The sequence below is a fragment of the Streptosporangium pseudovulgare genome, from assembly GCF_014648055.1.
GTDB classification, from domain to species: Bacteria; Actinomycetota; Actinomycetes; order Streptosporangiales; family Streptosporangiaceae; genus Streptosporangium; species Streptosporangium pseudovulgare.
Map to the genome: position 1 here is coordinate 655,363 of NZ_BMQJ01000002.1, position 13,343 is coordinate 668,705.

Genomic DNA, 13,343 nt, shown 5'->3' on the forward strand with positions numbered 1-13,343 from the left:
GGCGCGGACGTCCACCGGGAGCACCTCGCCGTCGGTGGCGAGCTGCTCCTCGGCGAACAGGCCGGCCTCGATGCGCTTGGCCAGCTCCACCTCCTGCTCGGCGTTGAGCAGGGGGACCTTGCCGATCTGCTTGAGGTAGTCCTTGACCGGGTCGGCGGTGGCGCCGGCGGCGGCGACCTGCGGCACCGGGGCGTCGTCGTCGTCATCGGAGAGGATGAGGACCTCGTCCTCGTTCTGCCCGAGGGTCTCACCCTTGGGCTCCTCGGTCTCGGCCTCGACCTCGGGCTCGGCGTCGCCCTCCGCCTCGACCTCGACCTCGACTTCCTCGACCTCCAGGTCGAAGTCCTCGATCTCGACGTCCTCAAGGTCGATGACCTCGTCGTCCTCGGCGCCGGCGGCCTTGGGCTTCGGCTCGGGCTTGGGCGTGACCACCTCGGCGGTGGGCCGCTTGGGCTGCGCGGGCACGGGCTTCTTAGCCGCGGCAGCGGCCTTCTTGGCCGGCGGCGCGGGCTTCTTGGCCGCGGGAGCGGGCTCGGAGCCGCTGACGACCGCGGTGACGGTCTCCGGCTGCTCCTTGGCCGCGGCGGCGGTCTTGGTCTTCTTGACGGGGGCGGGGGCGGCGGGGGTACGGCGCTTGGCCGGAGTCCGGGACTTCTTGGGAGCCTTGGAGTCCTCAGCAGTCAACCGTACGGTGATGCCCTCTTTGCTGAGGTTGCGCAGGATCCCAGCGACCTGCGCCATCGGAATGTCCGCTTCCTCGACGGCCTTGCGGACATCCTCGGACTCGAGGAACCCCTGCGAGCGTCCCCGCTCCATCAGCTGCTGAATGACGGGCTCGTTCAGCTCGGATGGCTTCGAGCGAGTCGAACTTGCAGGCGACACGAACACCTCTCGAAGGAAAGCGTGACGAGAATGGACCCAGATGCCCGCTAGGGGCGAATACCTCTAGTTGTGCTGGACGAGGCCGCGCGAACCGCGACGCACCTGTCAAGCATTGTGACATGACACCGTGATCCATACGGCCGCCTCCTGGCGGTTGTCCTCCACCCTAGGCCGACCAAGAGAGTAGTGCGTACGTAAGCGCGCCACCGATACCCGAAAGCAACCGTTATGACTGTTTCATTCAGTCACTCTTCGTGGCGGGCGGGACGTGGATCGCCAGCACCGTGACGTCGTCATCCTGCTCATATCCCGCCAACATGCGATCAACGAGGAAGTCGAGCAACATGTGAGGACTTCCCACGACCTCAGGAGGCGCCTCGGTCACGACGGAGCACAGATCGGCGAGTCCCGCGTCCAGTCCGCGCTTGCGGTTCTCCACCAGGCCGTCGGAGTACAGGACCGCGGTGTGCCCGGGCGGCACGCAGAACCGGAACTGCCTGCGGCTCGTCGGCCAGCCGAGCGGGGTGCCCGGCTCTCCGTCGCACAGGATCGGCACGCCCTGGGGTGAGACCAGCAGGGGCGGCGGGTGGCCGGCCAGGGCCAGCGTGCCCTCTCCCGTGCCGGGTTCGACGACCATGTAGGCGAGGGTGGTGACCTGCTCCTCCTCCTCGGTCGCCTCGAACACCCGGTCCAGGCCGGTGAGGACGGCCGCGGGCGGCGGGTTGGTCAGCGCCAGGGCCCGCATGGCGTTGCGGATCCGGCCCATGCCGGCCGCGGCCTTGACGCCCTTGCCCATGACGTCGCCGACCACCGCCGCGACCCTGCCGTCCTGCAGGACGAAGGCGTCGTACCAGTCGCCGCCGACCTGGACGTGGCGGCTGCCCGAACGGAACCGCTGGGCCAGCACCAGGCCCCGCACCACCGGCAGACGGTCGGGCAGCAGGCTGCGCTGGAGCGTCTCGGCGGTGCGGTGCTCGCGCTCGAACAGCGTGGCGCGCTCGACGGCGAGCGCGCACTGGCCGGCCAGCGCCTCCAGGAAGACGCCGTCCTCCTGGGAGATCTTCTGGGGACGGGTGAAGGAGAACCGCAGGGCGCCGAGCGCGCGGCCGGCGGCCAGCAGCGGCAGCCCGACCCAGGCCCGCTCGTCGCTGTGCGCGATGAACCCGGAGATGATCTCCTCGTCGCCGCCGGCCTCGACGAGCTGGGCGCGCAGGCTCTCGGGGGACTCGGCGAAGACGGGGCGGCGGCTGTTGACGGCCATGGTCATCACGCTGGAGTGCGCCAGCGGGATCTCCTCGCCCGGCGCGCCGGGGACGTCGGGGATGCCGCCGTTGTTGACCAGCTTCAGGGCGGCCCGGTCGACGTCGAGCAGGGCCACCGCGGACCGGTCCGCCGCCACCGCCGTACGGCCCACGTCGATGATGACCTGGACCACCTGCTCGACGGTGAGCGCCTCGGCGAGCATCGCGGTGGCGCCCTGGAGGCGGGCGGTGCGCAGCGCGGCGGCGCCGAGCTGGTCGGTGAGGCGGCCGCGCATCTCCTCGGCCTCGCGCTGCGGGGTGACGTCGGTGTTGGCGCCGACCCACTCGACCACCCGGCCGTGCCGGATGATGGGGACCGCGCGCACCTCGAAGTGGCGGTAGCCGCTGGCTCGGGTGCGGACGCGGTAGCTCCACTCGAACATGGTCCGGCCGCGCAGCGCCTCGCGCCACGCCTCCTCGGTGTGCGAGCGGTCGTCGGGGTGGACGGCCTCCAGCCAGCCGTGGGCGAGGTACTCCTCCAGGCCCTGGCCGGTGATGGCCCGCCACTGCGGCGCGTCCTCCACGACGGTCCCGCTCGGCGAGGTGATCCACACGAGCTGCGACTGGGCCTCCACCAGCGAGCGGTAGCGCTCCTCACTGCGCCGGAGGTCCTCCTCGACCTGCCGGCTGCCGGTGACGTCCACCCCGACCAGGCAGACCGCGCGCAGCGCGTCCTTGTCGTCGTGGACCGGGGAGAAGGTCAGCGACCAGTGGCGGGTGCCGCCGTCGGCCGCGCGCACCCGGATCCGCTGGTCGGCCTCGACGTCGGTGCCCGCGACGACGCCGCGGACCGCGCTCTCCAGGAGCGCGGTGAGGTCGGCCGGGAGCAGCTCGCCCGGCGTCCGGCCGACCAGCCGCTCGGCGGGAAGGCCGACCACGTCGGCGAAGACCTCGTCCACCCGGTGGAAGCGGCCGTCGGGGCCGAAGAACGCGAAGGCGAAGGGCGACTGCGACAGCAGGCCATGGAGCAGTCCGGAGTCCGAGATGTCCACACCCGACTCCCGGGGACGGGGCACGGAGGTTTCGGCGCTCATGGTCGGCACCTCCGTCGCGTGCCAGGGTCTCCCACGAGGCACATCTCCAAACTTGCGAATCGGCGTATCGCAGCTCCGGGGGACCGGATCTGCAGTACATCATCGGCGATGGGTGCGTGCGGACGGAAGCCCCGCCCAAGATGCGGCGAAGCGCGCATCCCGCGGCCCCTCCCCGGTCCGGGACCGGAGCCCGCACGCTGACGCGCCGGGTTCCCAGCACGGGCATCGCCCGACCAGCATTCCGCCGAAGCCGAATGGTGGCGCCGTTCCCCTCCGCGTCCACCTCCGTATGCCGCCAGGACCCTAGCAGGATCAAGCCGGACCGTCCCGACAACCGTCCACCTCGACCCCGCGCGCGCCCCGAACAAGATCAGGCTACTGACTCAATCCCGATTTGGCTCCCTCTTCGGGGACATTCGCTTACTCCGCGATCCTGCAAATCTGTCAGAACCCGTGTCAACCCGAACATGCCGGACGGCATCGGGGGTTGACACTCGCGCGATAAGCTGTGGAATGAGAACGCACGTCCCCGTCGTCCGTCCGGGGGTTTGCCCCGGGAACCCGGAGGAATGCGACATACATGTCCGCTCTGGTCACCCGTCTCGCCGGCGGCGCAACGAAGCTCCACGATCCGGTGAGCGCCCGCCTGGCAGATGAGTTCCTCACCGTTCCCCTCGGCACCGTCAGCAGGTGCGTGGCCGACGTCCGCGCCTGCGCGGAGCATCTGGGGATCGACGCGACGCCCGAGGTGGTGGAACGCGTCGCCCGCGAGCATCTGCTCGCGCTCGTCAACTCCGCGCCGCCGCCCCGAAGTCCTCGGTAACATCGAGATCACCGGAGCGCGTCCTACGCACCGTTTGGCCCGGGAATGCGAGAGGGTTGGGGCGTGAGCGAGCGAACCGATCAGCGCGGCGGCACCGGGATCCGGCGGATGGGGGAGGTCGCTTGAGCCGGCGACACCGTCGAGACCCCCGGGAGAACCGTTCTCCTGACGAGGTTTTCTCCGAGATGCTGGTGGCCGCGCGCGAACTGCTGGCCGTACGCAGCCCTCTGGACGCCGAGCTCATGGTCTCCGACATGGTCGGGGCCTGGTGGGGGCGCCGCCTGAAGGGCGGCGACGCCGAGCAGGTCCTCGGCGAGGGACTGGTCGACTACGCCGCCAAGGCCGGCTCCCCCGCCGCGCTGACCCTGCTGATCGCGCTGGCCTATCTCGGCACCGCCCGCCAGGCCGCCAAGGCCGAGGGCGCGGCGCTGGCGCTCATCGAGCGCGACGTGGCCAGGCCCCGCTGGGCCGACCGGCTGGGCGCGGTCAAGCCCACCGGCTGCTACGTCTCCCGCGACGCCTACGGCGACCAGGACACCGTCGTGTGCACCTTCGGCTACCGCGGGGCCGAGGCCGCCGAGGAGCCGCACGCGCTGGTCATGGTCGTCGACTACAACATGCGGGGCATCGCCCGCGACGCCTGGGTCTCCTCGCACGTCGACAAGCTGCTGGAGCAGGCCAGGGCCGAGGCCGAGGCCAACCCGATGCTCCGGTTCGAGGAGATCGAGCCGCAGCAGGCGCGGGCGCTGCTGGAGTCGGCCATGAAGGCCACCGCCGAGTACGGCGACCGCAGGACGACCGCGCCGGTCAGCGACAGCTACAGCGCCTACCACGCCTTCGCCCGCTCCCGGATCAAGGCGTTGCCGCCCGGCCGCAAGCGCCCGGCCCCGCTGCACAGCGAGGCCCCCTACAGCCGCGACCGCCGGGCGATGCTCGCCGCGGAGTTCCTGTCCTCGGACGCGGCCGAGCACCTGTCGGACCCGTCGGCGGCCTCGCGGTGCGCCGACCACATCATCGACTACGGCTGCGACCAGGACTTCGGGCGTCCCCTGCGGGTCAGCCCGGCCAAGTGCGAGGCGTTCCTGCTCGACTGGCTGCCGCGCAAGGTGATGCTCAGCCCGGCCGAGCAGGAGGCGGTGCCGTACGTGCTCAGCGCCTGGGCGCGCTTCGCGGCCCGCCGGACCGGGCTGCCGGAGGAGGGCCTGCGCGCCACGCTGGACGGGATCTGGGAGGCGACGGGAAAGTTCGCCGAGGCCTACCGCGACCCGACCACCTTCGGCATCGACCGCGACCTGCTGGAGAGGCTGCTGCCGGACGGCGACCTGTCGGCGCTGGCCCGGCGCGTCTTCGCGTTCCCCTTCCTGCAGGGCACGCACGGCGAGATCAAGCTCGACCTGCTCAACCCGGCCGACGACGCCGACCGGCGGATCCTGCTGGAGATCGACCATGCGGACGAGCGGCGCCGGCCCGACCGCGACGAGCACCTCGCCTGGCACGAGGAGATCGCCGGCCGGCTGTGGGAGGGCGACCCCCCGCAGCTGTGGGAGGCCGCGCAGCGGCTGCTGGACCTGGGCCACGACCGGCACGACGTGCTGCACGTGCTGATGGAGATCGTCGAGCGGATCGGCGACGACCCGGAGGAGCTCGCCGTCGCCCTCGACGACATCGCCGACATCCCCGACGAGCCGCCGGGTACGGGAAGGCCGTGGTGACCGGCGTGGTGATCGACCTGAACGCCGACCTCGGCGAGGGGTTCGGCATCTGGCCGCTGGGCGACGACATGGCCCTGCTGGACATCGTGACCAGCGCGAACATCGCCTGCGGCTTCCACGCCGGTGACCCCCGCACGATCCGCCGCACCTGCGCGGCCGCGGCCGACCGGGGGGTGGCCATCGGCGCCCAGGTGTCCTACCACGACCTGGCCGGCTTCGGGCGGCGCGAGATGGAGGTCGACCCCGAGGAGCTGTGCTCCGAGGTGCTGTACCAGCTCGCCGCGGTGGACGGGATCGCCAGGGCGATGGGCGGCCGGGTCTCCTACGTCAAGCCGCACGGCGCGCTGTACAACCGGATCTGCCGCGACAGCGGGCAGGCCGAGGCCGTCGTGGCGGCCGTGGCCGACTACGACCCGGGCCTGCCGGTGCTCACGCTGCCCGGCTCGGCCGTCCACGCCGTCGCGGCCCGCGCGGGCCTGGCCACCGTCACCGAGGCGTTCGCCGACCGTGCCTACACCCCGGCCGGAACGCTGGTCCCCCGCCGCTCCCCCGGCGCGGTGCTGCACGACCCCGCCGCGGTCGCGGCCCGCGCCGTGCGGATGGCGACGGCCGGGACGGTCACCGCGGCGGACGGCTCGGAGGTGGCGGTGGACGCCCGGTCCATCTGCGTGCACGGCGACACCCCCGGCGCGGTGGCGCTGGCGCGGGCCGTCCGCGAGGCGCTGGAGGCCGCCGGGGTGACGCTGCGGGCGTTCCGATGAGGACTCCGCCGACGACGCGGTCCACCGGTGCGGGCGCGGAACGGGCACGGCCGGCCGGCCCGGCCCGCCGGAGGGCCGGATGACGTCCCGGCCGGGCTCCGGCGACCGGGCGGTGGTCCGCCGGGCCGGGGAGTCCGCCCTGCTGGTGGAGACCGGTTCGCTGGAGGTGTCCCACCGGCTGGACGCCCTGCTGCGGGAACGCCGCCCGGCTGGGGTGACCGAGATCGTGCCCGGTCCCGCCACCGTCCTCGTCGTCGCCCCGGGCGCCGACCCGGCCGCGCTGCGGGCCCGGCTGTCCCTGCTGCTCGGCACGGCGCGCGACGCCGCCCCGGCCCCCTCCGGCGCGCGCGGGACGGTGACGGTCCCGGTGGTCTACGACGGCCCCGACCTCGCCGACGTGGCCGAGCTGAGCGGGCTGCCGGTCCGGGAGGTCGTCGAGCGGCACACCGGCGTGGAGCTGGTGGTGGGCTGGCTGGGGTTCGCCCCGGGTTTCGCCTACCTCACCGGACTGGACCCGGCGCTGCACGTGCCGCGTCTCTCCACGCCCCGGACCTCGGTGCCCGCCGGGGCGGTGGCGATCGCCGGCCCGTACTCGGCCGTCTACCCCGCGGCCTCGCCGGGCGGCTGGCGGCTGCTCGGCCGCTCCTCCCTTACCGTGTGGGACACGGCCGCCGACCCGCCCGCGCTGCTCACCCCCGGCACCCGGGTCCGCTTCCGGGCGGTGCGGGGATGAACCCGGAGGCGGACCCCGTCCTCCGCGTGGTCGAGGTGGTCGCGCCCGGCCCGTACGCCACCGTGCAGGACCTGGGCCGCCCCGGCCACGGCCACCTCGGGGTGCCGTGCTCCGGCGCCGCGGACGCGCCGAGCCTGCGGCTGGCCAACCGGCTGGTCGGCAATCCCGAGGACGCCGCCGGGATCGAGCTGACCTTCGGCGGCGCCCGCCTGCGGTTCCCCGCCGGGGCCTGGGTCGCCGTCACCGGGGCGCCCTGCCCTCTCACGCTCCGCGTCCCCGAGGGCGCGGGCGGCTCCGGAGGCACGGGGCCCTCTGCGGTATCCCGGGGTTCCGGATCCCGGGATACCGGTTCCCCCGCCGCCGGATCCCGCCGGGACGCCGCGCGGGCCCCGGCGCGGCCCGGAGCGGCGGGGCCGTACGCGCCGGTGTGGGTGCCGTCCGGCGGCGAGCTGCGGGTGGGTGCGCCCACCGCGGGGCTGCGCACCTACGTCGCGGTCCGCGGCGGCCTCGACGTGCCGGCCGTCCTGGGCAGCCGCTCGACCGACGCGCTCTCCGGCCTGGGCCCGGCGCCGCTGGCCCCGGGACTGCGCCTGCCGCTGGGACCGGCCGCCGGCCTGCCGCCGATCGTCGTCGACGCCGCCCCGCCGCCTCCGATCCCGCGGGGCGTGCTGCGGGTGCTTCCCGGCCCCCGCGACGACTGGTTCGCCCCGGACGCGCTGGAGGCGCTGTGCGCCGCGCCGTACCAGGTGAGCCGGCGCAGCAACCGGGTGGGCGTACGGCTGGCGGGGACGGCCCTGCGGCGCGTCCGCGACGGTGAGCTGCCCAGCGAGGGCATGGTGGCCGGGGCGGTGCAGGTGCCGCCGAGCGGCCAGCCGATCGTCTTCCTCGCCGACCATCCCCCGACCGGCGGCTACCCGGTCATCGCCGTCGTCGCCTCGGCCGACCTGGCGGTCGCCGCGCAGCTGCGCCCCGGGGACCCGGTCTGGTTCCGTCTCCGCTGACCCTTTATCGTCATACCGACGATAAAGGAGAGCGCATGTCCCTCACCGAACTGCTGGACCCACTCCTCCAGCCCGCCTTCACCCTCGCCGGGACGCCGACCGGCTGGGCCGAGCTGCTGGGCTTCGCCAGCGGTGTCCTCACGGTCTGGCTGGTGGCCCGCCAGCACATCGCCAACTGGCCGATCGGGATCGCCAACGTGATCCTGCTGGGACTGGTGTTCCTGGCCGCCGGGCTCTACGCCGACGCGGCCCTGCAGGTCCTCTACGTGGCGCTCGGCGCGTACGGCTGGTGGCAGTGGCTGTACGGCGGGGCGGGCCGCACCCGGCCCGCGGTGCGCCGGACCCGCCGCGCCGAGTGGACCGCGCTGGCCGTCTGCGGCGCCGCCGCCACCGCCGTGCTCACCGTCGCCCTCGCGGCCTGGACCGACTCCACCGTGCCCTTCTGGGACGCGCTCACCACCGCGCTGTCGCTGACGGCCACCTACGGGCAGACCCGCAAGCTCGTGGAGTCGTGGTGGTTGTGGATCGCGGCCGACCTGATCTACATCCCGCTCTACGCCTACAAGGGGCTGTACCTCACCGCCGTCCTGTACGTGGTCTTCCTCGCGCTCTGCGTCTCGGGCCTGCGGACCTGGCGCGGAGAGCTCGCGGCCCGGCCGGCCCCGGTGACGGCGTGACCGGGGTGAGCGGTCCGGGCGGTCCGGGTGACATGACCGGGACAGGCGACATGAACGGGACGGGTGACGTGAGCGGTCCGGGTGACGTGAACGGGACAGGTGACGTGAGCGGGACGGGCGATGTGAACGGGACGGGCGGCGTGACCGGGGGCTTCGCCCACGGGCTGGTGATCGGCAAGTTCTATCCCCCGCACGCGGGTCACCACCACCTCGTCGACACCGCGGCGGACCGGTGCGCCCGGGTGAGCGTGGTGGTGGCCGCCTCGTCGGCCGAGAGCGTCCCGCTGGCGCTGCGCGCCGCCTGGCTGCGCGAGGCCCACCCGCAGCCCGGCGTGACGATCGCCCCGGTGGTCGACGACGTCGAGATCGACTACGGCGATCCGGAGATCTGGGCCGCGCACGTGGCGGTGTTCCGCCACGCGCTCGCCCTGGCGCACGGCGCCGTCCCGCGGATCGACGCGGTCTTCTCCTCTGAGGAGTACGGCCCGGAGCTGGCCCGCCGGTTCGGCGCCGTCCACGTGAGCGTCGACGCGGCCAGGGAGCGGTTCCCGGTGAGCGGGACGATGGTCAGGAGCGATCCGGTGGCGTCCTGGCCGTGGCTGTCCCCGGCGGTCCGCGGCCACCTGGCCCGCCGCGTGGTGGTCGTCGGCGCCGAGTCCAGCGGCACCACCACCCTGGCCAGGGACCTGGCCGCTCATTACGCCGCCCGGGGCGGGCCCTGGGCGGCGACCCGCTGGGTCCCCGAGTACGGCAGGACGTACTGCGAGGAGAAGCTCGCCCTGGCCCGCCGCCGGGCGAAGACGGCCGGGCTTCCGGAGCCGTGGCTGGACGATCTGGAGTGGGATCCGGCGGAGTTCGCGGAGATCGCCGACCGTCAGCTCGCGTGGGAGGACGCCGCCGCCCGCGTGGGTTCCCCGCTGCTGGTGTGCGACACCGACGCGTTCGCCACCTCGCTGTGGCACGAGCGCTACCTCGGGACGGCCTGCGCCGTTCACCCGCGGGCCCGGCACGACCTGTGGATCCACACCTCGGTCGAGGACGTGCCCTTCGAGCAGGACGGCTGGCGGGACGGCGAGGCGGTCCGGCACCGGATGGACGCCCGCTTCCGCGAGGAACTCCGCGCGCGGGGGCTGCCGCACGTGGTGGTGTCCGGCCCGCCGGCCGCGCGGCTGGAGCGGGCCGTCGAGGCGGTCGACGCCCTGCTGGCACGCGGCTGGACGTTCGCCGCACCGCTGTGACCGGCGCCGCGGACGGCGGGGCACCGGGGTGGCCGGGTGTCCGGCCGCCTCCCGTGACCGCGGGCCCCGGGGGCGCGGTCACGGGGGCGGGAGGAGAGGATCGCCTGGCTCAGGCGCCGGGCCGGCCCCGCCGCAGCAGGGCTTCGACGCGTTCGACCGCGGCGGCCAGGGGGGCGGCGGGCACGTCCTCGAAGAGGTCGAGGACGATCCCGCCGTCCTTCGCCTCCCAGACCCCGGCGACCCGGCCCCGGTGGACCACGACAGGGGAGATCCAGCCCGCGGCCCGGCTGACCTTCGGCCGGGCCGCCGCGGGCAGGAGCGGCGTGAGGTCGCGCGGAGCGCCCAGGATGTACTGGTCGAACCCGGGCAGCAGGTGGACCCCGGCGGTGGGGGCGGTCGCGGCCAGGTCGTCGAGATGCTCGGCGAGGATCGTCATCGGCCGGCCCTCGACCTCGACCTCGGCCAGCTCGGGGGCGAGGTCGCCGAACCAGCCGCGCAGCGCCGCCTTGCGGGCGCCCCCGCGGTAGAGCCAGGCGTCGAATGCCTCGGGGGTGGCGGGGCCGTGCGCGCCGAGGAAGGAGCGGACCAGCCGTACACCGGCCTCCTCGGGCGGGAGCGACCCGGGCCGGTGCCCGGCCAGCCAGTCGCGGGGGCTGACGAAGGTCACCCGGCCCGCGCGCGGCGGGCCGTAGCAGAGCTCGCCGAGGAAGCTCAGCGGTTTCAGCAGAACGCCCCAGCCGGACGTGAGCGCCTCCCGCAGGTGGGCGTCGCCGGTGGTCGTGATGACCGCCTCGACCAGCTCCTCGCGGGTGAGGGCGCGGCCCGCGAGCGCCGCGGGGACCGCCTCCAGGATGGCGGCGACCTCGGCGGCGCCGACGCCGTGGCCCCGCTGCCAGGACCCCTTCTCCCAGTGGCGGAAGGAGCCGAGGACCGCGGTGTGGGCGGCCAGCTCGTCGGCGGGGACCAGGTGCAGGGTGCCGCGCGCCGTCCACGTCTTCACCAGGGTGCGGTCGCGCCACAGGGCGTCGTCGAGCTCGCCGGGGCGGGGGGCGGCGTGCCGTACGGCCACGGCCAGCTCGGCCGAGGAGGCCACCTGCGCCTGCACCCCGGTCAGGCGGCGGACCACCGAGACCGCGTCCGGGCCGGCCACCGGGTCGACGAACTGCCGCCTCAGCCGCCAGGCGAGCGCCTGTGGCCAGGTCACGGAAACAGACATGGACCAGGTTCTACACCACCGTCCCGACGAAAAGGGCACCGGCGGCCGGACCGTGCGGGCCGGCCGCCGTGACGGACGACGGTCCGGCCCGGCTCCTCGGCGGCGAACGGACCGTGCGGGCCGGCCGGACCGGACGGGCCCGGTCCCCGGCGACCGGGCCCGCGCGGGCGCGGGATCAGCACTCCGCGGCGTTCGGCACGACGATGGCGTCCGGGACGCCCGCGCGGGCGTGGGAGTCAGCGGGTGAAGCCGATGTCCTGGTAACGCAGGTCGTAGAAACCGCGGGCGCCGTAGTTGGCCACGTCACGGCCGACCGCGACGTTCTGCGGGCGCTGGTAGAGCGTCACCACGTTGACCTCCTCCCAGATCAGCCGGTCGGCGGCGTTGGTGGCGGCCAGCGCCCGCTCCGGGTCGAGTTCGGCGGTCGCCTTCTGCATGGCGGCGTCGATCCGCGGGGAGCCGATGCGGCCCAGGTTGGCGTTCCACTGGAGGTGCCCGGCGGCGTCCTTGGACGCGTCGGCGTACTGGCCGTAGCCGCTGGAGACGGGGAAGGGGGTGCCCACGTAGGAGAACGCGGTGACGTCGTAGTTGCCGGGGATGACGTATCTCGTGAAGTAGTCGTCGCTGGGCACCGACTGGATGACGACCCCGACGCCGATCCGGGCGAGCATGCTCTGCACGAGCTCGGCCTCGGACTTGGTGAGCTGCAGGCCGGACGGCACGACGAAGCGCAGGGTCAGGTCACGGCCGTCCTTGCGGCGGGTCTGGCCGGACAGCCGCCATCCGGCGGCGTCCAGCAGCCGCCCGGCCTCGGCGGGGTCGTAGACGCCGATCCTCCCGGCGTTGTCGCGGTAGCCCTCCTGGGTGTTCATCAGGAAGTGGTTGCCCAGCAGGGTGATGGGCCAGTCGAGGCCCTGCAGGTCGGACCGGGCGATGACCTGCCGGTCGATGCCCATCGCGACGGCCCGGCGCACCCGGACGTCGGAGAGCGCCGCGCTCTCGCCGTTCATCGTGATGTGCCGGAAGTCCGGGCCGGCGGCCTGCCGTACGACCGCGTCCGGGGTGCTCCGGGCCCGCATGTAGTCGGGCGCGGACGGGCCGACGTCGAAGGTGTCCAGCTCGCCGTTGCTGAACGCGCCGACCAGCGCGTCGCTCTCCATGGCCTGGAAGATGATCTGGTCCAGCTTGGCCCGGTCGCCCCACCAGCGGTCGTCCCTGAGGAGCGTGACGGTCTTGGCGGTCTGGTCGAACGACCCGAGCCGGAAGGGTCCCGCGGTCACCGGGATGCGGTTCAGCCAGGCGGTGTTGAACGCCTGGGGGGTGGCGTTGGTGGACCTCGGGTACAGCGGCCCGAACAGCGACTGCCAGTCGCCGAAGGGACGGGCGAAGGTGATGACGACCTCGTGGTCGTCCCGGCCCCTGGCGACGTCCTGGATGTCCTGGTAGCCGGTGGTCCCGGCGACGCGGTAGGCCGGGTCGGAGCCGTTCAGCGCCCGCCACTGGGCGCGGTAGTCCTCCCAGGTGACCGGGGTTCCGTCGGACCACCGGGCCCGGGGGTTGAGCCGCAGCGTGACGACCTGCCTGGGGGTGCGCGCGGTGATCCCGCCGGAGAGCACGTAATCGGTGTTCGCCGAGACGTGGCCCTGCTCGTCGGAGCGGAAGGCGGAGGGCATCAGCCCGTCGATGACCTTCTTGACCATCGCGGAGTTGCCGTCGACGTGGTTGAGGTTCCAGTTGGCCGGATACTCGTTGAGGCCCCAGCGGAGCCGCCCGCCGTTCCTGATCCGCTCGCGCGGGACGGGGTTGATGTCGTAGGCGCGGACCGAGGCGGCCTTGTCGTCCCCGCCCGGCCCGGCTCCCCGCCCGCCGGCGCAGCCGGTCAGGGTGAGCGCCCAGGCCGTGGCCAGCACGGCGGCGGATGCGGCCGCGCGCCGGAATGATGTCACGCTTCTTCCTCCTTCATCC

At 73.9% G+C, this 13,343-nt stretch carries 11 protein-coding genes; 7 read left to right on the forward strand and 4 right to left on the reverse strand.

The annotated features are described in order from the left end of the window. Positions 1–882: sigma-70 factor domain-containing protein (locus IEZ10_RS40235; RefSeq protein WP_373287375.1), on the reverse strand; the 882-nt coding region annotated here is incomplete at its 3' end. A 241-nt stretch (positions 883–1,123) separates the two neighbouring features. Next, positions 1,124–3,217, reverse strand: coding sequence for a SpoIIE family protein phosphatase (locus IEZ10_RS06640; protein WP_189245543.1), 2,094 nt, complete (start codon positions 3,215–3,217; stop codon positions 1,124–1,126). Positions 3,218–3,797: 580 nt separating this feature from the next. Between IEZ10_RS06640 and IEZ10_RS06645 the strand changes: the two genes are divergently transcribed. The 7 genes from IEZ10_RS06645 to IEZ10_RS06675 all read left to right on the forward strand — a co-directional run bounded on the left by IEZ10_RS06645 (position 3,798) and on the right by IEZ10_RS06675 (position 10,162). Beyond that, entirely contained in the window at positions 3,798–4,040 is a 243-nt protein-coding gene (locus IEZ10_RS06645; RefSeq protein WP_189245544.1) for a hypothetical protein, read from the forward strand. A 185-nt stretch (positions 4,041–4,225) separates the two neighbouring features. After that, positions 4,226–5,752, forward strand: a complete 1,527-nt coding sequence (locus IEZ10_RS06650; protein WP_189245545.1) for a hypothetical protein — start codon at positions 4,226–4,228, stop codon at positions 5,750–5,752. A gap of 5 nt (positions 5,753–5,757) precedes the next feature. Further along, on the forward strand, positions 5,758–6,513 hold the full coding sequence (locus IEZ10_RS06655; protein ID WP_229811043.1) for a LamB/YcsF family protein: 756 nt from the start codon (positions 5,758–5,760) through the stop codon (positions 6,511–6,513). Positions 6,514–6,592: 79 nt separating this feature from the next. Next, positions 6,593–7,246 carry a 5-oxoprolinase subunit B family protein gene (locus IEZ10_RS06660; RefSeq protein ID WP_189245547.1) on the forward strand — a complete coding sequence of 218 codons (654 nt, stop codon included), beginning with the start codon at positions 6,593–6,595 and terminating at the stop codon, positions 7,244–7,246. Continuing rightward, positions 7,243–8,247, forward strand: a complete 1,005-nt coding sequence (locus IEZ10_RS06665; protein ID WP_189245548.1) for a 5-oxoprolinase subunit C family protein — start codon at positions 7,243–7,245, stop codon at positions 8,245–8,247. Before IEZ10_RS06660 ends, IEZ10_RS06665 begins: the two co-directional genes overlap by 4 nt. A 35-nt stretch (positions 8,248–8,282) precedes the next feature. After that, positions 8,283–8,924, forward strand: coding sequence for a nicotinamide riboside transporter PnuC (gene pnuC, locus IEZ10_RS06670; protein ID WP_189245549.1), 642 nt, complete (start codon positions 8,283–8,285; stop codon positions 8,922–8,924). Between the two features lie 104 nt (positions 8,925–9,028). Continuing rightward, on the forward strand, positions 9,029–10,162 hold the full coding sequence (locus tag IEZ10_RS06675; RefSeq protein ID WP_229811007.1) for an AAA family ATPase: 1,134 nt from the start codon (positions 9,029–9,031) through the stop codon (positions 10,160–10,162). A 109-nt stretch (positions 10,163–10,271) separates the two neighbouring features. On the opposite strand, the gene IEZ10_RS06680 is transcribed toward IEZ10_RS06675, so the two are convergent. Together IEZ10_RS06680 and IEZ10_RS06685 are read right to left on the reverse strand one after the other, a co-directional pair. Next, positions 10,272–11,378 (reverse strand): winged helix DNA-binding domain-containing protein, encoded by a 1,107-nt coding sequence (locus IEZ10_RS06680; RefSeq protein ID WP_189245551.1) that lies wholly within the window; start codon positions 11,376–11,378, stop codon positions 10,272–10,274. A 236-nt stretch (positions 11,379–11,614) separates the two neighbouring features. Next, complete coding sequence (locus IEZ10_RS06685; protein ID WP_189245552.1) at positions 11,615–13,324, reverse strand: ABC transporter family substrate-binding protein; 1,710 nt, start codon at positions 13,322–13,324, stop codon at positions 11,615–11,617. Between the last annotated feature and the right edge of the window lie 19 nt (positions 13,325–13,343).

Excerpts from the sequence above, each read along its gene's own strand:
- IEZ10_RS06640 (WP_189245543.1), bottom strand. The coding sequence starts at position 3,217 with ATGAGCGCCGAAACCTCCGTGCCCCGTCCCCGGGAGTCGGGTGTGGAC.
- IEZ10_RS06645 (WP_189245544.1), top strand. The coding sequence starts at position 3,798 with ATGTCCGCTCTGGTCACCCGTCTCGCCGGCGGCGCAACGAAGCTCCAC.
- IEZ10_RS06650 (WP_189245545.1), top strand. The coding sequence starts at position 4,226 with ATGCTGGTGGCCGCGCGCGAACTGCTGGCCGTACGCAGCCCTCTGGAC.
- IEZ10_RS06660 (WP_189245547.1), top strand. The coding sequence starts at position 6,593 with ATGACGTCCCGGCCGGGCTCCGGCGACCGGGCGGTGGTCCGCCGGGCC.
- IEZ10_RS06665 (WP_189245548.1), top strand. The coding sequence starts at position 7,243 with ATGAACCCGGAGGCGGACCCCGTCCTCCGCGTGGTCGAGGTGGTCGCG.
- pnuC (WP_189245549.1), top strand. The coding sequence starts at position 8,283 with ATGTCCCTCACCGAACTGCTGGACCCACTCCTCCAGCCCGCCTTCACC.
- IEZ10_RS06680 (WP_189245551.1), bottom strand. The coding sequence starts at position 11,378 with ATGTCTGTTTCCGTGACCTGGCCACAGGCGCTCGCCTGGCGGCTGAGG.